This is a genomic window from Methylomonas sp. ZR1 (assembly GCF_013141865.1).
Lineage (GTDB): Bacteria > Pseudomonadota > Gammaproteobacteria > Methylococcales > Methylomonadaceae > Methylomonas.
The window spans coordinates 1,248,544-1,269,046 of the sequence record NZ_RCST01000001.1 but is presented as its reverse complement, the minus strand read 5'-3'; the positions used below and the strand labels follow the sequence as shown (position 1 = coordinate 1,269,046).

The following is a 20,503-nucleotide window of genomic DNA, read 5'->3' as shown; positions in this document are numbered from 1 at the left end:
TACTGCGCTCGCGTCATACTAGCAATATGAAGCATTACGCTGGAAAAAACGGGGTATTTGTCCTAATAATCATTTGCTGGTGCTTATATGTAATCACATTTTAAGGCCGCATATTTTTTCCGTTAGTGCACTTCAACTCGCCCTCGCCGAGCAATTTCTCGCCTTCGTTTGTTTCCAATATAGTCGTTGAATAGAAATCCAGAAGCTCTTTGGGCTCAACAGACAATGTCTGCGCAATCGTTCCAATTGTGCTCAACGAAACATTGATCTTTCCCCGCTCAATGCCGCTCACGTGGCTCCGAGCTAACCCACTTTCTGCTGCAAATCGCTCTTGCGATAGACCTCGGAGCTTTCGTATCACAGCTAAACGCCTACCAAATAATTGCGACAAGTCAGGCAGCGTAGTTTCTTCTGTCATCTTGCTACCGGCAAAAAGCTGACACTTTATTAGACTGTGGTCTTTATAGCTACGCTAGATATATGCACCCTATTTGACAGCACCCTATTTGTTAGACATTTTTTGAAGTGTCGTGTATAGTAATTCCTATCAAAAGCACCAGTAACGAATCCGTACAGCCAAAGTAGCGATCTGACGTCAAACTGCCAGAACGCCATTTATTGATTTTCGAGTAACAAAATGTATACGCATGACAAGAACAAACCATTCTCAGCATACCTAAAACGTAAAGCCGGCAAGTCTGAAGTCGAACAACATGAAACTGATGACTTGCCTGTCGTTGATTGCAAAGAACCAAAACTCGTGCGCGTTTTTGATACGGATAAGATTGAAGAATTCGCCGAGCAAAATGGCCGCAGCAGTAATTCACGTATAACCTGCAAGCGTTTGCTTGGTCATTTAGAAGATACAAACGGATATTTACCACTTGTCGAAATTCCGAAAACGATAATTGGCGACCTTGAAGAATTGAGCAATCGATTCCCTAACTTCTTACAAGTCATCGAGTATTACAAACAAGAATTTGCACTAGCCAAGTTTAACGATTACCCAATTTTTACAGCGCAACCATTATTGATTGCCGGGCCGCCGGGGATCGGAAAAACAGCTTTTTGTCACGAGCTAGCGAAATTAGTTAACACCCATTTTGAGTTCATCAGTATGTCGAGTATCACTGCAGGATTTATATTGAGTGGGAGCTCTTCAAAATGGGCAGAAGGTAGTTATGGGAAAGTAGTTCAGTCACTTGCGGCTGGTAAATGCGCCAATCCTTTACTACTACTCGATGAAGTTGACAAGGCCGGCGGAGATAAACGCTATGATTCTCTGGGTTCTTTATACAGCCTACTTGAAAATGAAACTGCTTCGAAATTTATTGATGAAGCCTTAGATGTACCAATTGACGCTTCGCACATAGCATGGGTAGCAACAGCAAATTATCAAGAAAGAATTCCAGAACCCATAGTGTCACGTTTTACCATTATTGAAGTTAGCCCACCGATCGCAAATGAGATGCCTAAGATATTGAATTCCGTTTATAAAAAAATCCTACAAAAGCATCATTGGGGTACGTTATTTCAAGAAGAGCTAACTGAAGCTGTAGTTGATAAATTAATTAGTACAAAAGTAGAGCCACGATTTCTGCAAAAATTACTTATAGGTGCCTGCGGTCGGGCTGTATTACGAACAACCACTGATTACAATCCCACCCAAAAACTAGAAATTACTGTAGACGATTTTATTTTATCTGATTTACAGAATAAGCCTGTTCCAAAGCCGATGCCTAAAAAGACCTGGGATCAGCCGGATGTAGTTGTAATACCAGTTTTTAGTATGCCAAGGTTAGCAGACGACCGTAATAAAGAAGAAACAATCATTAATTGGTCAGTTCGAGAAATTGATCACGATGGGGCAAACAGAAATCATCACCTCGTAGGATATATTCCAAGTCTCCAGACAGGTCGTGTGACATCGCCAATTCAAGAGTTTGATCGCAAATCAATGCAACTAAAAACATTTAGCGGCCGAAAATATATTCTTGAAGGATCGCCGGGCTTGAGTTTTGAAGGCGATATGGCTTGGGAACAATGGAAACAAGCAAATGATATTCGACAAGAAATTGATGTTACTCACCAGTATTGGATTATACATTGAGGAATTATGAAGCCAGAATTAGACGAGCAATTATTCAGAAAATATCCAGCACTTTATTGTGATAGACATGCAGACCCCAAAATAACTTTGATGTGCTTTGGATTTGAATGCGGCGACGGATGGTACACCTTAATCGATGTCGTTTCAGAGCTAATGACAAAACATAATTCAGAAATTACTGCCATTCAAGTAAAAGAAAAATTTGGAACTCTCCGTTATTATCATGGGCCTGTTGATGACTATAGCATTGCAGTCGAACAAGCGGCGGAGTTTCTATCATCTCTGATTTGTGAGATTTGTAGCGCGCCGGCGAGACGGAATTACGATAGTGGATGGATATCATTTTTATGCAAAGAGCATAATAATAACTACTTTGCCGAAGAAAATAGCTCGATAAATTCGCTTAACAATAGCATGTTTGATTTGGGATATTTTTGGTCTGAGATGCTTTTGAAACTGATCGAACTTTGTACTTTGCATGCACAACAAAATGAAACTCCCCCTGTCTTGATAGATGCTAACAATATTCATGGGAAACTTTTCATTACAGCGGTAGGCGGCGACGATTTCATAAAAGGCGCTGTCGATCTTTTTGTCGCATACGCAAATCGTGTGGACGAATGCACGGGCTTACCGATCGAGCCCAAGGGAGAAAAACTTGGCTAACAGGCTGTTGATTTTATCTCCCCCACAAGCCGCATTGATTCGTTGAGTTAGACGTGAAAGTAATTCATAAGATGTTGTTATATTTGATAAAATATCTCTATCTTCAATATATTGCATTGTTCCTATGCGCGGCGCTGACATCACCCAAGAAGAACTGTTTAGTTACCGAACTCTTGAAGCGCGAATTCCCAAGAATCATCCCTTGCGCAAGCTGCGTAAAGTGGTCGATCTGTTGCTCGCCACGCTAAACGACGAGTTTAACTCGCTCTACGCCCGCCGCGGCCGGGATTCCATTCCGCCGGAACGCTTGTTGCGCGCCAGTTTGTTGCAAGTGCTATTTTCCATCCGTTCGGAACGGCAACTGGTGGAGCATATCGACTTCAACTTGTTGTACCGCTGGTTTGTCGGCTTGACGATGGATGACGAGGTATGGGATCACTCGACCTTCAGCGCCAACCGCGACCGTTTGCTCAACGAACGGATCAGCCGTTTGTTCTTCGAACGGGTGCTGGCCTTGGCGGAGTGGAAACAGCTGATCTCCGACGAGCATTTCTCGGTGGACGGCACGCTGATTCAAGCGTGGGCTTCGCACAAGAGTTTCGTGAAGAAAGATGGCTCGACGCCGCCACCAGAAGAGGGTGGACGCAATCCCACGGTCAACTTCAAAGGCGAGAAACGCAGCAACGAAACCCATCGTTCGACCACTGATCCCGATGCTCGGTTGTACAAAAAGAGCGAGGGCGACAAGTCTCAGCTGGCCTTCCTCGGTCATGCCTTGATGGAAAATCGTAACGGTCTGGTGGTTGACGTCGAAGTCACCCAGGCCACAGGAACCGCGGAACGTGAGGCAGCCCATGCCATGGTCAAGCGCACAATCCACAAACCGGGTGCGACCTTGGGGGCGGACAAGAATTACGATACGCAGGATTTTGTCGCCAAGTTACGCCAGCGCAAAGTCACGCCGCATGTCGCCAGCAAGGAAAAAGGTTCGGCTATCGACGGACGCACCACGCGGCACGACGGTTATCGCAAGAGCCTCAAAATCCGCAAACGGATCGAAGAGGTCTTCGGCTGGGCCAAGACCGTTGGCCCGCTACGCCAAACCAAATTCCGTGGTTTGAAGAAGGTCGCCGCGCAAACCATTTTTACTTTTGCTGCTTATAACCTGACGCGGATGAGTGCCATTTTCGGCTGGCGATACAGTACCGCCTAGGCGGTAGTGCGCCTGAAATCCGCCAAAAGGCGGAATTTAACCCCCTTCGGGGCGAATATAACCGGCTAAAACCGGTTTTTGAGGCCTAATCAAGCTTCTAGACTGCCAAAAACTCGAAAAAGAGTTGCAAATCCGAAGGCATGCGGGCAAATTTCAACAGCCTGCTAAGGGGAATTTAGGTATACGCATAGTTTGCATGTCCGATTTGCATAATATCGATCCATATTATGACGTCCCCGATGGAGATATTTTAATAATTGCCGGCGATATATGCGAGATTGGCAATGACGAAGAAATTAGTGAGTTCGATACATTTTTATCATTTCAAAATCATGCGGTAAAAATAGTTATCGCCGGAAACCATGATTTCACGTTTCAAGATTACACGCCTAAAAATGCAAAGAAACTGCTTAAACACGGCATTTACCTTGAGGACAGCGGAATAGATATCTATGGTGTTAAATTCTGGGGTAGTCCTTGGCAGCCATGGTTTGGTGGATGGGCTTTCAATCTTCCGCGTGGGCAAAAATTAGCTGATGTGTGGGCACAGATACCGGACGACACAGATGTTTTGATCACACACTCACCACCCTTCGGCATTTTAGATGTCGTTAACGGCGAGCATGTCGGCTGTAATGACCTGACAATGGCGCTTAAGCGGATTCGCCCAAGGCTGCATGTGTTCGGCCACATCCATCAAGGGTATGGCATGACAGAGCGGAACGGCACAACTTACGTCAACGCTTCTTTGCGCGACGAAGAATATAAATTAGTTAATCAACCGATTGTTGTTGATTTGTAAAAACTTCAATTTGAATAATTAGGAGAATATCATGAATATACATAACCCTGACCGATGGGTTGTGGTTGCATGTACTGTAATTGGTGACGAGACAACTCATAAAGTCTTAGCAGGATGGTACGGCGGATATTTAGGCTCGGATTGCTGGAAGCTATCTTCAGGTATTACTGAAATCAAAGAAGATGATAATTTTTATGAATTCACTAATGTCTCTGGCAGCGTATATAAATGCTTAAAAAATGCGTACGGCATGAGCGGCATCATGAGCGAAAATTATGAATATTGGTTAGCGCTTTGTAAAAGCGAGGGCGTTGGCTCGATAGAGATAGTAGAGGGTTACGAGCCCGAATGAATTATTTGCATTTGGGGGAACTTGGCTTTCGTTTCTCTGAAACTGTCACATAATTGTAAGCTTGATTGTTTTGAATCGAATAAATGATCCCTGAAAAACAAGCCTGTAATCTCAGAAAAAATCATATTTATAGGGGGCATGCAATGCTTGAGATTTCTGCAACTCAATTTGTAAAGAATTTTGGGCAATATCGCCAACGTATTCAGAGTGGAGCTATTGCGATCACTATTTATGGACGTATCAGCGGATACTTTCTTTCTGAAAAAGAATTCAAAGAATACCAGTTGCTGAAAGAGCAAACACGCAAAGCGTTCACTCTTGCTGAATTGCCACAAAGCACTAAGGCCGCGCTGTCTACTGCAAAAATGGATTCGACGCATGACTATCTAAATGCTTTGATGGACTAACACTTTAGTTTTCCATGAATAAAGAATTAGTTTTTATCGGCACGCAAACGCTGGTTAGTCGAAAGCATTCCGCGCATTCCTTTGCGCGACTGTGCTCGCTCCGCTGCTTAATGTTTGATGGGTTTGCTGGTTAAATACAATGTTGATGCAACATTTCGCACTCTTTCGGCGAATATAGCTAATATCTCTGCATCTTCTTGAGTCAAATTTTCAAAGCTGCATTCTTGCCGTGCAGAAATTAAACGCTCAAGCTCTTGATCAAAATGGATCAGACCCCATTGTTTGCCACTGAGCTTTTTGCCGGGATTTACGTCAGCAGAAGAAATATTTTTGTTTGTCATCTTTACACCTGAAGTCAATAATGTTAGGAACCTCTATTATAGGCGGGCCGGAGCAGTTAGACAGGTGCGTCATCGAAACGTGAAAAAAATTTTTTGACGGGCTGAGTGGATGCCTGCTGGTGGGTTGTCGTAACGACGTTTTAGGATGGCTGAGTTTTTGGCAAGGTGTTGGCTTGGGGCTACAGTCGACAGGCATTTGGGATAACTTGTCTTTCGTTGCTTTTACGTTGCCGTGAAATCAAGCTTGAACACTTTATATGGCTATCATTCTTCCATTAAAAATTCGCTGATTCTTTCAATAGAGTCGCCAAGTGCTCCACGCCTGGGCCAGCAAAGTCTGAACGGGTCACAATCAGATATAGGGGTATTTCTCTGGTCGCGCCCTCTTGCAAAGGCAATGGCTTGAGTAGTCCCGCCTCTAATTCGTCGTCCCTGAAAAGCCCTGGTCATGCAGTTAAATCATTGAATAACAAGAAATAAATCACCCGGTAGGCGGGTAATAATTGCAAGGAAGTGGTAGAATAGATATTAATTTCTTGCAAATTGTTATTCAAAATGAAGCCAAAATCCCAAGAAACGAGCGGCCAAATCGATTTATTCAACACCCCTCTGGCCGATCTATTAAATCCGAGGCATGAACTTTACCAACTGGCTAATCTGATTGATTGGAAAGTCCTGGATGATGCCTTTGGCGAGTTTTTCATTGAGAATCAAGGCGCGCCCGCCTTGCCGACCCGACTGATTGCCGGGCTTCATTACCTCAAACATGCCTTTGCCCGTTCCGACGAAGCGGTCGTGGCACAGTGGCTGGAAAATCCCTATTGGCAATACTTTTGTGGCGCAGAGTACTTCCAACACCAGATGCCCTGTCACCCCACCTCGCTGACCTATTGGCGCAAGCGGATCGGTGAAGCCGGATGCGAGTGGATGTTATCGGTGACGATTCAGGCTGGCGTCGACAGCCAGACCGTGAAAAAGCAGGACTTTGCATCGGTGACGGTGGATAGCACCGTCCAGGAGAAAGCCATCACCTATCCGACGGATGGCAAATTATACGAACGTTGCCGCCAGCACCTGGTGCGTTTGGCCGAGCAACATGAAATTCCGTTGCGGCAAAACTATAACCGTAAGGCCCCTTATCTATTGCTGATGGCCAACCGCTACAGCCATGCCAAGCAAATGAAACGGAAGCGTAAAATGCTTAAACAATTGAAAACCTTGGTGGGCCGGGTGTATCGGGACATTGAGCGTCAATTGGAAAAGCAATCCGACGCCGTCAAATCGGCGTTCAAAGAGACGTTGGAAAAAACCCAACGGATTTTGAATCAGCAACCGCAGGATAAAAACAAACTGTACAGTTTTCACGCCCCGGAAGTGGAATGCATTGCCAAAGGCAAGGCACACAAGAAATATGAATTCGGCGTCAAAGTGGGCATCACCGTCACCAACAAAAGCAATTTCGTGCTCGGCGCTCGCAGCTTTCCAGGCAATCCTTATGATGGACACACCCTGGAGTCGTGTCTGGAACAGGCGGAAATTCTGAGCGGCACCCGCGCCAAAGAAGCGTTTGTGGATTTGGGTTATCGGGGCGTCGAGCTACCCGGGGTCACGATTTACAAAGCCCGGCAAAAACGCGGCGTGGATACCCGACGACTCAAACGCGCACTCAAGCGTCGCAACGCCATCGAACCGATCATCGGTCACTTGAAGAACGACGGCTTATTGGGGCGCAACTACCTGAAAGGCGAACTGGGCGATGCACTGCATGCCATCCTGTGCGCTGCCGGCCACAACATCCGTTTGATCCTCAGGCGGTTGAGGATTTTTTGGCCTCGTTTTGGGGTGCTACTGTCTCGGCTTGGGATGACTTCATCCGTCAAGCAATTCTTGCTGCCTGCATAAGGCCAAGTATCTATGAAACTTTCGGCTTTTTCAGGGGCGACTAATTCCTTGCTTATTTGCGTTTCCGGCAGCCAGGCGAATCCATAACCGCTTGCCACAGCATCGATTGAGGTAGCGATGTGACTGACCGTCCAACGCCGATCCACCTCAACCGTTACTGGGCTATTTAAGCGGGCGTTGCCTGTTTTTCATCGGCAATTTTAACCTGAAGATCGACCAAAGCTTGATTGGCTTTTCGCGCTTCCGGCGTAAAGCGTGGAAGCACGTTTCGGAAATCGTTACTGTCAAACTGGGTTGTGTCATCAATTTTCCCAGTTAAAAAGCCTTTCCCCAATGGGCTGTAAGGCACAAAACCAATTCCAAGTTCTTCCAGCAACGGTAGTATTTTTTGTCGATCATCATAGTCAAACAACGCCGCCATGAAAGCTGGAAACACAGTTTGAAAGTGGAAGTGATCCCGCAACGGTTTTAATGCGTCACCAAGCCAAGCAACACGTCTTTGACTATATCGAGGTGTACTACATTCGAAATTAGACAACATATCACTCGAAGCCTTGTAGCTAAACTACCTGCCTAATTGTGAAATTAGGTCAAAATCATGGTTTAATATCGCTTAGTTTGCGCAATTCAAGCAGACAATTTATTTTTGGCTTTCTTAGCGATCGACCAAAAAACTTGATAGCTTTCGCCATGAGAACTTTCTTTAATTAAATTAAACTCAACAAATTTATAAATTAATGAGCAATATATTCGGCAAATTAAAAAATTTAGTAACTAAATTCTATTCACAATATGGCAAACTGGAAGCTATAATATATACAGGCACATTGAAAGACTCAAATGGAAAATTATATGATTATAAAGTTTCTTTAAATGAAGATAGAAATATAGCTGAGAAATGTCAAAATGATTGGTACAGTTACGCCATGGCATTACGCGAACTTATTGTCAATAATATGGAAATTTGCGAACAACAGCAGAGTTTAGATAATGCTGGTCTTGCCAATTATCTAGTTGATATAAGTAATCCAAATTGGATAGAAAACGAAGGTGAAATCTTATATTTTTGGTTAGAAGCTGATGAGGATATTCAAGCCGCATGCATAATTACTTATCCAAGCAGCTTCGACGTTAATCGAAAAGTATTTAACATAGAGTATTTAAATGGAGCGCCATGGAATATTGAGCACAACCTAGATAATCCGGTTTATAAAAAAGTTCATACTTTATTATTAGCACATATAGCCAAATATGCCGTCGAAGTGTTGAAGCTAGATTATGGATTTACTGCAAATTATTCTATTGGGATTAAAGATTACTTAGTTGGATTAGGAATGACTAGCAATACTAACGCTAATAACATTAACTATCTTTCAATGACTGAAAAACAGGACGAAGAATTTATAGAGGTACTGAATGGATACTATAGGAATAAAAACTGACAATGCTGAACTATTAACTAAGATTACTCAAGACTTTCCGGTTGTCTTGCCTTCTTTTGTTCAGAAGGCAAACAATAAGGAAATATATGACTATATGGGAAGGGCTAGCGATATGAGTAAGCATCTTCCCAAAAAGTATCTATCTAAATCAGGTTATGGCGATTTCTATTTTGGTGTCGAAGTTGGCTTGATTGACAAACAAAAAACCATACTATTTGAATCACCTAATGACGAGCCAATTAATGTTTATTGGCTTTCTAGGATTCGAAAGTGCATCGCCAACTATCGTGCTGATCACAAAAGCTTACCCGCTCTAGCATTGCTCCAGAAGAATGATTTTGACGCGAATAAAAAATTTAGACTGAGCTATTTGTCTGCTTTATTTCAAAATAAGGTTTTCGTAGAAAATGGCTTTTTGTTGATATTCGAATTGAGTGTTCCTGAAGCAACCGTTAATGGTGTTGCATTCAACTTTGACTTTGGACAGCCAATATATAATCATAACCTAGAAGAATACCCTGTAATTGCTATCAATACTGCAAACATAAAGCCTTATCAAGTCTTCAAGTTTATCAAACACGTCAGGGATATCCTTGACTCTATATTGAGTGATCCAAGAGTTCAGGAATTGTTTATTAATTGCAGACAAGCTTGAGCATGTGGATGCGCCGCCGCACTGCCCCTTAGATCGCATAGTCCTCGCCAAAACAACGCTTCGGAATAAGCTTAACTGGACAGAGATCACCACCGCTACTCAGTATAACCAAGCAATCAATGCCATCCGTGTTGTCACCAGTGCCGCCAAGCAATCACTCCCACGGTGGGAACTCCAGTTTTATAGCCGCAGGTAATGTATTGCTTTCACATCAACCTACCAAACACCGACGCGCTAGAGGCTCTTTGATTTTCTATTTTCCAGCCTGGTTTTCATCCTGACTGCCTGATCAGCTTCAATTTTGCTGACTTGACCGGCAGGCTCGCCTTTTAGGCCAACTCGAATAGCATCTTCCATAAGGCAATCCCAGTATCGCAATCCAGAGTAACCCCAAAAATATCAGTAGCCAGTGGAATACTGTATCAGTTGCTAGTTAACAATTCGGGATATCTGATGAATAAAACACGCTTCTATGATAATCGAGATATGACTGGTGATTGTCAGTCAGCCACCTAAGTTTAAGTGAAGGGGTAATCCCAAGTAGGTTACGCTGATTAATATCAATTTTTCCTGACACAACTATCAAGCCATCTGTGTCGAAGGTGATCAAAAATCGGTCAAAAAGAGCGTCTAGATTCGCACAGAGCAAAAAGCCGTTAAATACATCTAATCTCTCTTCATCAGATGCGCATTCAGACCAAGGCTTTGCATGACTCGCCCTCAAGACTTCGGTCACAGAAAGCCCCGTGACCGCGCAGGCATTACCCCAATAATCGAGCATAATACTTCGAAATCGATCTTGCCCTATTCGCTGTTTGACTAAACGTTCAACCTCAGTATTTTTGATACTACCCGGCACCGTAGCCATCACATCATCAATCTCTTTATGAAACTGAATGACGGCCTGGTTTGGCAATGCTTGAGCTAAAGCAGAGGCTCGGCGCAAAAAATAGGCAAGTTGCGTAATGTTTGGCAATAAATACGTGTCGTCGCCAATTTGATGTTTGGCAAAGGAGCGGCTTATTTCTGCAATCAAGCCACCGGTAATACCCGAATTTACTTTAACAAGTAATTGATCATCACTGCCGTGGCAAGCTATGGTAATTTCTGATGAGTGCCGGGCGGAGCTTAAACAAACTTCGGAATTACCAACCGAATTGCTGTTTTCAAAGCCGTTTTCATAGCCTGCCTTTTCAATTAACGAGCGTTGCAATAAATTCAGAGTCATTACGGTGATTTTTGATCAAAATAATCGCATCGGTCTACACGACGGAAAACAAATTCAAATTCAATTTAGAGGCGAATGATTTATAAATAACAGCGAGCCGGTTTAAAAGAAATTTTTCTGCCGTTCGATTTTAAACCGTTTGCGAAATAACAGACCGTCATCAGTGCTAGGATCGAGTGTTTCGCGAAGGAAAGGAGCGTTCCTTAACTCGGCGGGTGGTGGAGATGTGGTCGTTACAATGTACTGATAAGGTATTTCGCCTGAATAGGCTTGCTGCTCTATTTGCAACATCAAAGAAAGCAGCTTTTCATAAAGGACAGGACTCATGTCTGCTTCTCTTGGACAGTCATGAATTAGGAAGCCAGGAAAGGCGCTGCCTGAATCAGTGCTGTCCAGAAGACAAGCTAAATCGCCGAGTAACACTTCCAAAACGTAATAGGCTTCACCGCCATTTACCGATAGTTGAAACGGGAAATATTCGTCACGAATAACAAAGCTACCGGCAGTGGTATCGGAAAACAGATGTTGCACCAAGGCATTCATCAGTTCGTCCAGACGTTTTTGACGATTGCTACGCTCTGCTTGGCTCAATTTGAGTCGTACACTGGCAAAACCAACTTGATCGATCAGTTTTTTTGTATTTTGCTCTGATTGGCGAATTGATTCACCAGATTCTGGAGAACCATACACTTTTTCCCATCGCTCCAATTCTTCTAACAATCTGGTAGCGCGATTTACATCAATTAGCGCGGTGTCTCGTCTGGTTTGGTTGGACGAAGAAATTTGCTCCAGCGAATCAATCCGACTTTTTATTGACGCAAGTTGAGGCTTGAGCAGTTCCATGCCGGCCAAAGCGTTATCGGTTCGCTCAGTCCAATATTTCTCGTTTTCTTGGAGTAGCTTTTTATCGCGATGGCCTTTCAGGCTGATGGTGCCTTGCAGTTGTTTGATTTCATCCTTGATATGGGTGCAGTTCTGGAAGGGAATATTCGCCTCTATGCAAGTACCTAAGCGCGTTTGCAGAATTTCACAGCGGTTACTGATCCTTTGGGCTGTTCGATCATTCTGTGCCTTTGCTTCATCGAACAAGTCAAATTCCTGCTCGGCAAGTTGGTACTGCCTTTCTAACTCGGTCAATTCCAAACGCAGTTTGAATAATTGATCGTTGGAGCGATTCAGTTCAATATTCGCTTCGGCCAATCTCGCTTGAGCTTTTTGCCGAGCATCGTTGACTTTGTCTTCAACCGATTCTTTGAATAGATCATCAGAACGTAGTGGCAAGTCATCGCCAACTTGCAACCAAGCTCGTAATTCGGACTCGATGCGGCGACGTATCAAGTTTGGCTCTTGTTTTAAGCGTTCGGTTTCTTGCTGCGAACGTTTCAACTCTTGTTCGAACGAATGGATGCGAACCAATAATTCCGACTCTTCCTGATTTAGTAGCCCCAACACTGCACGCATCACAATGGGCGGGTCTTGTCTGGCACGTTGAAAGCCGATGCCTTCGCCTTCTCGCCAAGCAAAAAACGATTTGAAGCGGGCGCCTTGATCGCGCGTCAGCCAAGCTAACAGATGGCGCCATTCTATGGCTTGTTCTGTTTCGGGAATAGCGCTGGGTGATACTTTCGACATCATTTCAGTCGCCAAAAAACCTTCGAATTCCTTGTAAGACGTTTGGCCATTGCCGTTAGCGATCAAAGATTCCAGATCGCTACCGACCTCAGCCAAGCCTTCTTTGTAGGCATTGAAATAACGGAAAATACTGTAGGTCTGATCATCAACATGAACAACCATACCCACGCCACCGTTCGGAAACTCGCGGGTGAGTTCTTCTCGAAGCGTCATTACCGATTTTGCATAATCGCCCAGGCAGTACCGAATCAACAAGCACAGCGAGGTTTTGCCAACGCCGTGGCCTGCGGCATGGACACCGGTATGCGTGCCGGCAATTGGCTCATGCGCCCAAATCAGATTCAAACCACGACGAAAGGAAATCGAGCGAATACTGCACTCTGCTTTCGGTTCGCTGAAAATAGCTAAGCGTTCGATCCACAGATTTGGACTGGCTTGTTGTCCGTAAAGGTAATCTATGATCCCTTCCATGCGGTTTTCCTAGCCAAATTTGGCTGATGATCGATCGTCGCCCAATATGGAAGCGTCTGGTCGATTTAACTTTTCATCGGCAGCTTTTAACAAAGTTTGTGCCAGCAGTGGCGTGTCGGTTTCGATTATTACGCCTTCCGGTGCCGAATTGGATTGTAAGCTTATCAAACCATTGCGATCCATTTTGATGGCTCCGATCTCTTCAAAATAACCCAATAATGGATGAATGCGTTCCAATCGTTCGGATTCGAAAACGCCACTTTCGTGCAGACGCGTCAACAAGTTTTGCGCCGGAACGGCAAACTGATCGATCATTGAACGACGAGAAGTCATCAGCATAGCCAAATCGAGTTGTCGCTGCAAAACCGATTCCTTTTCCCGAATCATGGCTAACAACAAGCCTGCCAGTGTGGCATCGGTTCGATCACGAATAATGCCTTGCGGCGAGTAACTGTCCGCTAAATGTTGGCCCGGCAATGGTAGTAAGGGACTTTGGTAAACAATGCCTTTTGCTTCCGCCTCGGCCATTCGGTCGAATACAGCGAGTACCAAACGTTGAGTACGGTATTCGCCGAATTGTTTGAGTTCGTTGTTTTTGAGTACGCGGAAGGTTTCGGATGGGTAGTCGTCGCCCATGATGTCGGCGGGGTCGAGGATGTAGCGCAGTTCGTCGCGGGTCATGCCATAGGCTTTGGCGTACCAGGCGTCGAGTTCGGCTCGAAGCCCCGCGCGGCGTTCGGGATCGAAAGTAAATGGCGAGCCGTCGTAGCCGAGGTCTTTAGCCCAGGATTGCAGGTCGTGGGCGGTGTAGGTCAGTTCCAGGACGCGGGGTACTATGAAGTTGAGGTCTGTTTCGGTGTAGAAATCGGGGGGTATTGCTGGTATCTGCTTGTAATACCCAAATGTCATGTTTGTGCCACCCAATTTTTGTCTGACAACATAATCAAAAACTAGTGCGGTCATATTTGCTAAAAATGCGGTTGCCTTATTGGGAGACTCGGACAATAACCATAAAGGCATAGAATGACCCACAGCATACTTTGGCATTACCGAAGATATGAATGTGCGCTCGTCAGTGCTTCTGGCAATATTTCGCCAACCCATTAACCAGTTACACCCCCATCCTTTATCCCGCAAACGCAGATCGACTTCCGCCTTGTCCACCCAGTAACGCGGCATCACTGAAAAATCAGGGTCTTGTTTTTCAGCCAGACTGACATCGCCCGAAACATCCATTCCATCCTCAACCCGATAACTCGCCCAGCGATGATCAAACTGGTGAATCATCTTGGCTTCGTACAAGGGCAATTTGTTGTCGTCTAAGGTGTCGGCAAACAAATGGCTATCGCCAGACATATGAAACATCGTCATGAAACGAATGCCCCATGGATTCAACTCCGACCTTTTGCCGCGCGCTTCGCGGATCAACACCGGCACGCGCTGGTAAATCTTGCGCGTTAATTCAGCATCCATTCGAGATCGAAATACAGGACAAGTCAATGTATTTGGGTTGATATTGGCAAAATCACTGCGGGATAGTTGGAAGCGGCGGCGTTCATCATGGATTTGTGATGGCTGACGGGCGAAAAATGCAAAATTGGCAGTTTCAATTTGATTTTGTCCCGCAATGACCAGTAAGCAGAATCGGAAAGAATGATGGACTGCTGGAAAAATGAATTCTTCATTTTCAAACGCCAGCAGTTCGAACAATCTGCCTGTCTCAATCATTCTTGAGAAAAAGGCTTTGGTGGAGTCGTCGGTCGCAATTCCGGTGGGCACAATGAATCCGGCGCGACCCTTTTCTGATGTAATCTGGGTAATGGTTTCGGCAAACAAAGCATAGGTATTCACGTCACCCACGCCGGTCAACGGATAGCGTCCGCCATCGTCGCCTTTGACATGCGCAAAAATGCTGGCGGCCTCGGCAGTACGGCGGGCGTTGATAAACTCCTGGTATAAACGCCGCTCGGCTTCGCACTCATGCAGCGCTTGTTGTAGTTCGGGATATAGCTGCTGCGCCAAAATGCCCTGAGCCAACCAGTCGATGCGTTGCGAGCGTTCAGCTTTATTTTTGGCTTCCGCGACATACCTATTACGGGTAGCGAAAAACTCTTCCTCTTGCAGCTTGATCCGCTCCCACGGCGGATTACCCAGCACGCAATCGAAACCGCCCTTGGCGAACACTTGCGGGAAGATCAATGGCCAATGCAATACCCGCGCTTCCGCGCAGAGCTGTCGGGCAGTTGCCAAACGTTCGGTTTGATAAACCCCATGCAGGTCACCGGCAGATTGGTCGGTATACAGTTCCAGATACAGGTTTTGGCTGGTCGGCGTGGAGATTTTTGCCTGCTCGTCAGATTTCGGTGTCAGAAATGCGCCGATCAATAAATCGGCGGCATGGCCGAGCTTATGTTCTTTGGCATGCTGCAAAAACTCGCGGTAGGCTGCTTCCTTGATGGCCGCTTGCGCCGGTGTCGAATCAGGCAAATTTTCCAAAGCTTCCAACTCCGATAAACCAGCGGCATCGTCGATGGCAATGTCCAGATTTTGGTTATTTTTTAGCTTGCTGAAGGCTTTCAGCGCTTCTTTATTGGCTTTGGCGATGTCTTTACAAACGGCTTTGTCGTCGCCGGACAAAGGTTTGAAGGCCGCATCGGGTATGCCGGATTGCAGTTGCTTGAGGTCGGTCAAGCCGATCAGCGCATCGCCGCAGATCAGATGGTGATCCAAAAACGACAGCGCCAAGCCTTCTTCGAAGCCTTCCAACCACAACGCGGTGCGAGCCAGCTCAATGGCCATTGGGTTACGGTCGACGCCGAAGATACATTTGCTGATGACTTCGCGTAGTGCATGGCGGTAATCTTGCGGCCTGACCGCACCTTCCGGCGCGCGCAAAGCCGCCAAGCGTTCGGCCAGACGGCGTGCAGCGGCCAACAGAAAATGGCCGCTGCCGCAAGCGGGATCGATGACCTTGATGCTGAGCAAGGCTTCGGTTGGATTGTCGGGGTTATTGGCTAAACGATCTTCGATGATCGGATCGAGCGCGGATTTGATCAGCTCTTGTACCAAACTGTCCGGCGTGTAATAACTACCGGTGGTTTTGCGGGCGTTGCCTTGGGTGCTGCCTTCGCTGGTCAAGCCGACAAAACCGAACTGACGGGCGGGAATATCGATTTCCGCTACCAGTTCCAACAGGCTTTCATAGACCGAACCCAGTTCTTCGGTACCCATGTTGCGGTAATCGACCGGTGCCAAATTGCCGCTGACATTCGACCAGCGCAATTGTTTGACGGCATCCAACAAACTGGCGTTGCTCAAGCTGGCGGTATCCAGATCGGTGCATTGGCTGACGGCAAACAAACCGCCCAACGCCGGTAATGCCAGACGCGGTTCGCCATGAGCCAAGCTGCGGAAAACGATACGTAGCGATTGCCATTGGTCGTCGAATGGATTGCGGGCATGGCGGCGCAAACAACGGGTACGCAAACGGGCCAGCGCGTAACCTTCGGCATAGGCTTTACGGGCGGCTATGGCGGCGGGTGTCTCGTCGTCGGTATGCAAGACGCCCCGTTCTTCGACCGTGAACAGGAAGATAAACCGATAGACCAAACGCAACAATTGCTGGAAATAGTCGTCTTTGCTCAAACGGCCTTCGTGTAAATCCAGGCGTAGCTTTTCGTTGGCTGGGTGTTGAATGAAGCCATTGCCAAGCTGGAGCAAGGCGTCCGTCACACCTTGGCGCAAACCATCCCTTACACGGGTGCCTTCACGTTGGCCTTCGCCACGCCACGCTTCCCAAATGCATTCGGCATGAATTCCAGCGCGGCTGGCATGCAGAATACGCCAAGCCATTTCGAACTCGGCGAAATTCTGGCCGTCCAGCATGTCTTGCAGATCGAATTCCAAAAAGCTGGGGCGTGTCAGGGTATTGGCATCACGCAACAGACGGCATTGCTTGCCGTTGGTTACAATCGCCCAAAGATGGTCGGTACTGGCGTTAATGAATTCCTGCGCCAATTGAAATGCACTTTTCTTACGGGCACCGCTGCCGATGATGGCAAAGCGTGGATCGGGTTCGTCCAGTCCGAGCGTATGCGGTGCGATAACGACAGGAATGTTGTTGCCCGCTAACGTGGTGATCGGGTACTGGCGTTCGCCGACAGTCAGGCCGCTGACCAAGTCGATGGGTTGGTAAGCCAACGCATCGCGCAGCAAGTCACCTACGAATTTGACAGTAACCTGAGCTGGATCAATATCCTTGCGTTCCAGATTGGGGGCAAATTGTTTCCATTGCGCCGAAGCAATCTGGAAGGCGCGGCTGTATTCGTCTTTGAGTTTTAGACCGGCTGGTATTCGGTAGTCGGCCTCGGACTGCTGTGAGGCTTGGCCACGGGCGGCTTTTTCCAGTTGATCGGGCAAGAATAGGCCGCCTTCCAAGCGCAAGGTCGGCAGGTTCAGTATGGTGGAATGGTTTTTTCTGACGCGTTTCATGATGTTTCCTTACAGGGCGTCTGGTAACAGGACATAAACGCCTATGATGTCCACTGGCAAACAAGGACTGACATTGTATTGCCCGACATCGCGGGCCGCTTCGCGCACGCGACGATGATCTGAAAGCAAGGCTTCAGCACGTTGCTGAGCCAACTCTTCGATTCGGCTTGATTGCGATTGGATGAAATCCAGGGCTTGCCTAACTTCGCGTTGCATCACCTCAGCAGGCAAGTTGCCGCTGGGCTGGCATTTGAGCAAAACAGCGGCATTTTCATTGATCAGCCATTCAGGTTGGCTGCGCCCGCGGACCGCTAAAGTCACAGTTTCTTCAGCCATCAATTGATAGGGTTGGCGACGGCGCACATAACTGAGTTGATGGCGTAAGCGCAGCAAGTACAACGTCGTGACAACATCAACGGCTTCGGTGACGGTGGCTGCACAGCGGGCGGCCAAAGGCTTTTCACCTAACAGCGCTTCTTCCAGCAGATGTTCCGCCAACAAGGTGACGACAGGATGGCTACGGTGCAATTCAGTAAAATTCAGCAGTAAGGGCTTTTCAATGCCTTCGTCAGCCAGTCGTTGTTTGAAAATTTCTGGGAAGTGTTGCGGCAACAGTTTGTAGTTATTGCGTTTACCGACTTCTAGCGGCGCATTCAGCCTGGCGCAAGCGGTTTGCACGAAGCGTTTGACATCTTCCTCGGTGCCTAATGCGGCTTGCTGCTTTTCCCACTCCGGCATGACTTCTTCGGGGCGGATACGGCGCTGAGCAAACACTGTGCGGTTGGTTTTGGCTTTTTCCAGTGCGTCATGCCATTGGGCCTGCAAAGGCTTCAATGGCTCTTCGGCTTCGCCGAAATCAAACAGGCTGAACTGTTTGGGCGCTTTGTTGGATTCACCGCGTCTCATCAAGGCGGCTTTGACTAGTGCTTGATTGATGCGGGTTTCGTCTTCCGGCATTGGCACCAAGACGCCGAGTTCTTGTTTAATGGCCTCGGCTTTACGCAGAATGACATTCAAGACAAATCCATCAACCGGATTGTCTTGGCCATACAGCATTGAACAGCGCACTTGCGGCGCTTGCTGACCAAATCGATCGACGCGACCCTCACGTTGTTCGTGTCGGGTTGGATTCCAAGCAAGGTCGTAATGGATTACGGCGGTAAAAAGATGTTGCAAGTTGATCCCTTCCGACAAGCAATCGGTTGCCACCAGAAGGCGTTGATCTGCCTCTTCCATGGCTTGCACGCGTTGCTCACGTTCTTCCGGCGTGTATTCGCCGGTTACCGATTCCACGGTAATCGCGGGAAACTGTTTGCGCAGTTGTTCGGCCACATAATGAGCGGTGGCGATGTAACGGCAAAATACGACGGGGTGATAACCTTCTTCGAGTAGATGTCTGATGTGCTCGATAAGTATCGCCAGCTTGGGGTCACCGGATTTACCGCTCAGGCTTTCGGCTTGGGAGATCAGGTCTTGCAATCTGCCGACATCTTGCCATTGCGCGGGTGGCTCCAAATCGCTACCGGCCAAATTGTCGGCTTGACCATCGTACAAGCGATCATCGCTCAGACAACTGTCGTTATCCAACGCTCCGGCTAAACGGGTATTTAATGCCTTCACCGCTGCCGCAGGTGATGAAGCGACACAGCGCAGCAGAGCAAGTGTGGCATACCAGATCAGGCGGGCATTACCGTTGCCCGCTGCTTCCACCGATTCCGCCAACTCGCGGCAATAGCTTTGCACGTCATCGAAAAATTGCCCCCAAGCACCACTGAGTTGATAAGTGATTTCAGTAGTCATGCGCTTAGGAAATCCACGCGTATCGTGCCATTCGTCTATGTCTTTACGGCGGCGCTGCACGAAATGGCGAGCTAGTTCTTGTCTTAACGGATCATTAGCGGATGTTTTGTGTTGTAGCTCAGCGAATTTGGGATTAAGCAAAGACAGCAAGTTATAGAAAGCCGCTTCGTCGCCGGAATGCGGCGTGGCGGTGAGCAGCAGCAAATGACGTTCTTCATCGGCAACCAGTCGTTGCAACAACTCGAAGCGCAATTGTTTACCCTGACCACTACTGGCGCAGGTATGGGCTTCGTCAACAATGACACATTCCGGCGCGATGGTTAGAAAATGTTCGCGATGACGTTCGCTTTTGATGTAATCCAAACTCACGACAACACAATGATGATGGTCAAACAGGCTAACACCATGAGGCAAGTCACGCTCAATGCGAGCAGCACTAGCCGAGGTTAGCGCGACTGCTTGCAAATTGAAGCGTTCGGCCAATTCGCTTTGCCATTGATCAACCAAGTGAGGTGGACACAGTACCGCTAGACGGTTGATTTCGCCTCTATCCATCAACTCGCGAACGATCAAGCCTGCTTCGATAGTTTTACCAATACCCACGTCATCGGCAATCAGTAGCCGAACGGTGGTCAGGCGTAAAGCCATCAATAAGGGCACCAGTTGGTAGGCTCGCGGTTCGACTGCGATATTGCCAAAGGAACGAAACGGGCCGCCACCGGCACGTAATTTCAAGCGCAAGGCGTCACGTAACAATAATGCAGCCGCATGGTTACCTGGTTTTTCGGGATCAGGCCAAGGAAAGGTAGCCGGTTCGACCTGCTGAAATTCCAGCTCCGGTATCAGGGCAATGATTTCATCATCCGCACCACCTAATGGCCGTAGTCGTAACCAGTCGGCTTTAGATTCGGGTTGTACCACCCACTCGCGACCACGAGCGCGAACGAGGTTACCAATACTAAAATTGGCGGCAGGCATATTCATGCGATGT

Annotated in this window: 17 protein-coding genes; 9 read left to right on the top strand and 8 right to left on the bottom strand. The window is 47.1% G+C overall.

The genetic code is table 11. The features are described from left to right. Window positions 1–100 precede the first annotated feature (100 nt). A complete protein-coding gene (locus tag DDY07_RS05710; protein ID WP_171695155.1) occupies window positions 101–418 on the bottom strand; it encodes a helix-turn-helix domain-containing protein in 318 nt (105 codons plus the stop codon). Window positions 419–637: 219 nt separating this feature from the next. Here DDY07_RS05710 and DDY07_RS05705 point away from each other — a divergent pair, with 219 nt between their 5' ends. The 6 genes from DDY07_RS05705 (at window position 638) to DDY07_RS05680 (ending at window position 5,550) form a co-directional block, all read left to right on the top strand. Next, window positions 638–2,110 (top strand): AAA family ATPase, encoded by a 1,473-nt coding sequence (locus tag DDY07_RS05705; protein WP_171695154.1) that lies wholly within the window; start codon window positions 638–640, stop codon window positions 2,108–2,110. Window positions 2,111–2,116: 6 nt separating this feature from the next. Then, complete coding sequence (locus tag DDY07_RS05700; protein WP_171695153.1) at window positions 2,117–2,776, top strand: hypothetical protein; 660 nt, start codon at window positions 2,117–2,119, stop codon at window positions 2,774–2,776. A 124-nt stretch (window positions 2,777–2,900) separates the two neighbouring features. Then, on the top strand, window positions 2,901–3,989 hold the full coding sequence (locus DDY07_RS05695) for an IS5 family transposase (protein ID WP_171695152.1): 1,089 nt from the start codon (window positions 2,901–2,903) through the stop codon (window positions 3,987–3,989). A 196-nt stretch (window positions 3,990–4,185) separates the two neighbouring features. Then, window positions 4,186–4,791, top strand: a complete 606-nt coding sequence (locus tag DDY07_RS05690; protein ID WP_216614716.1) for a metallophosphatase domain-containing protein — start codon at window positions 4,186–4,188, stop codon at window positions 4,789–4,791. Between the two features lie 31 nt (window positions 4,792–4,822). Further along, on the top strand, window positions 4,823–5,143 hold the full coding sequence (locus DDY07_RS05685) for a hypothetical protein (RefSeq protein WP_171695151.1): 321 nt from the start codon (window positions 4,823–4,825) through the stop codon (window positions 5,141–5,143). Between the two features lie 83 nt (window positions 5,144–5,226). After that, window positions 5,227–5,550 (top strand): type II toxin-antitoxin system Phd/YefM family antitoxin, encoded by a 324-nt coding sequence (locus DDY07_RS05680; protein WP_253734411.1) that lies wholly within the window; start codon window positions 5,227–5,229, stop codon window positions 5,548–5,550. 107 nt (window positions 5,551–5,657) lie between these two features. Here the strand turns inward: DDY07_RS05680 and DDY07_RS05675 are convergent, their stop codons facing one another. After that, on the bottom strand, window positions 5,658–5,891 hold the full coding sequence (locus DDY07_RS05675; protein WP_171695150.1) for a hypothetical protein: 234 nt from the start codon (window positions 5,889–5,891) through the stop codon (window positions 5,658–5,660). Between the two features lie 555 nt (window positions 5,892–6,446). Between DDY07_RS05675 and DDY07_RS05670 the strand changes: the two genes are divergently transcribed. Then, the gene (locus DDY07_RS05670; RefSeq protein WP_171695149.1) at window positions 6,447–7,793 is read left to right on the top strand and encodes an IS5 family transposase; all 1,347 of its coding nucleotides are present in this window, start codon (window positions 6,447–6,449) and stop codon (window positions 7,791–7,793) included. A gap of 166 nt (window positions 7,794–7,959) precedes the next feature. Here DDY07_RS05670 and DDY07_RS23810 read toward each other — a convergent pair whose 3' ends face one another. After that, entirely contained in the window at window positions 7,960–8,334 is a 375-nt protein-coding gene (locus DDY07_RS23810; protein WP_216614715.1) for an aldo/keto reductase, read from the bottom strand. A 196-nt stretch (window positions 8,335–8,530) separates the two neighbouring features. Here DDY07_RS23810 and DDY07_RS05660 point away from each other — a divergent pair, with 196 nt between their 5' ends. Continuing rightward, window positions 8,531–9,235 carry a hypothetical protein gene (locus DDY07_RS05660; protein WP_171695148.1) on the top strand — a complete coding sequence of 235 codons (705 nt, stop codon included), beginning with the start codon at window positions 8,531–8,533 and terminating at the stop codon, window positions 9,233–9,235. Continuing rightward, window positions 9,210–9,890: a hypothetical protein gene (locus DDY07_RS05655; RefSeq protein WP_171695147.1), complete on the top strand. Its 681-nt coding sequence runs from the start codon at window positions 9,210–9,212 to the stop codon at window positions 9,888–9,890. The genes DDY07_RS05660 and DDY07_RS05655 overlap by 26 nt, the downstream gene beginning before the upstream one ends. A 234-nt stretch (window positions 9,891–10,124) precedes the next feature. Here DDY07_RS05655 and DDY07_RS05650 read toward each other — a convergent pair whose 3' ends face one another. From DDY07_RS05650 to DDY07_RS05630, 5 genes are all read right to left on the bottom strand, one after another. Beyond that, complete coding sequence (locus DDY07_RS05650) at window positions 10,125–10,268, bottom strand: ProQ/FINO family protein (RefSeq protein ID WP_301539344.1); 144 nt, start codon at window positions 10,266–10,268, stop codon at window positions 10,125–10,127. 55 nt (window positions 10,269–10,323) lie between these two features. Continuing rightward, a complete protein-coding gene (locus DDY07_RS05645; protein ID WP_253734410.1) occupies window positions 10,324–11,118 on the bottom strand; it encodes an HNH endonuclease in 795 nt (264 codons plus the stop codon). Window positions 11,119–11,220: 102 nt separating this feature from the next. Next, window positions 11,221–12,963: a hypothetical protein gene (locus DDY07_RS05640; RefSeq protein WP_171695145.1), complete on the bottom strand. Its 1,743-nt coding sequence runs from the start codon at window positions 12,961–12,963 to the stop codon at window positions 11,221–11,223. Window positions 12,964–13,230: 267 nt separating this feature from the next. Continuing rightward, window positions 13,231–17,712 carry an N-6 DNA methylase gene (locus tag DDY07_RS05635; RefSeq protein WP_171695144.1) on the bottom strand — a complete coding sequence of 1,494 codons (4,482 nt, stop codon included), beginning with the start codon at window positions 17,710–17,712 and terminating at the stop codon, window positions 13,231–13,233. Window positions 17,713–17,721: 9 nt separating this feature from the next. Next, the gene (locus DDY07_RS05630) at window positions 17,722–20,496 is read right to left on the bottom strand and encodes a helicase-related protein (protein ID WP_171695143.1); all 2,775 of its coding nucleotides are present in this window, start codon (window positions 20,494–20,496) and stop codon (window positions 17,722–17,724) included. Window positions 20,497–20,503 lie beyond the last annotated feature (7 nt).

Excerpts from the sequence above, each read along its gene's own strand:
- DDY07_RS05710 (WP_171695155.1), bottom strand. The coding sequence starts at position 418 with ATGACAGAAGAAACTACGCTGCCTGACTTGTCGCAATTATTTGGTAGG.
- DDY07_RS05705 (WP_171695154.1), top strand. The coding sequence starts at position 638 with ATGTATACGCATGACAAGAACAAACCATTCTCAGCATACCTAAAACGT.
- DDY07_RS05700 (WP_171695153.1), top strand. The coding sequence starts at position 2,117 with ATGAAGCCAGAATTAGACGAGCAATTATTCAGAAAATATCCAGCACTT.
- DDY07_RS05695 (WP_171695152.1), top strand. The coding sequence starts at position 2,901 with ATGCGCGGCGCTGACATCACCCAAGAAGAACTGTTTAGTTACCGAACT.
- DDY07_RS05690 (WP_216614716.1), top strand. The coding sequence starts at position 4,186 with ATGTCCGATTTGCATAATATCGATCCATATTATGACGTCCCCGATGGA.
- DDY07_RS05685 (WP_171695151.1), top strand. The coding sequence starts at position 4,823 with ATGAATATACATAACCCTGACCGATGGGTTGTGGTTGCATGTACTGTA.
- DDY07_RS05680 (WP_253734411.1), top strand. The coding sequence starts at position 5,227 with ATGATCCCTGAAAAACAAGCCTGTAATCTCAGAAAAAATCATATTTAT.
- DDY07_RS05675 (WP_171695150.1), bottom strand. The coding sequence starts at position 5,891 with ATGACAAACAAAAATATTTCTTCTGCTGACGTAAATCCCGGCAAAAAG.
- DDY07_RS05670 (WP_171695149.1), top strand. The coding sequence starts at position 6,447 with ATGAAGCCAAAATCCCAAGAAACGAGCGGCCAAATCGATTTATTCAAC.
- DDY07_RS23810 (WP_216614715.1), bottom strand. The coding sequence starts at position 8,334 with ATGTTGTCTAATTTCGAATGTAGTACACCTCGATATAGTCAAAGACGT.
- DDY07_RS05660 (WP_171695148.1), top strand. The coding sequence starts at position 8,531 with ATGAGCAATATATTCGGCAAATTAAAAAATTTAGTAACTAAATTCTAT.
- DDY07_RS05655 (WP_171695147.1), top strand. The coding sequence starts at position 9,210 with ATGGATACTATAGGAATAAAAACTGACAATGCTGAACTATTAACTAAG.
- DDY07_RS05645 (WP_253734410.1), bottom strand. The coding sequence starts at position 11,118 with ATGACTCTGAATTTATTGCAACGCTCGTTAATTGAAAAGGCAGGCTAT.
- DDY07_RS05640 (WP_171695145.1), bottom strand. The coding sequence starts at position 12,963 with ATGACGCTTCGAGAAGAACTCACCCGCGAGTTTCCGAACGGTGGCGTG.
- DDY07_RS05635 (WP_171695144.1), bottom strand. The coding sequence starts at position 17,712 with ATGAAACGCGTCAGAAAAAACCATTCCACCATACTGAACCTGCCGACC.
- DDY07_RS05630 (WP_171695143.1), bottom strand. The coding sequence starts at position 20,496 with ATGAATATGCCTGCCGCCAATTTTAGTATTGGTAACCTCGTTCGCGCT.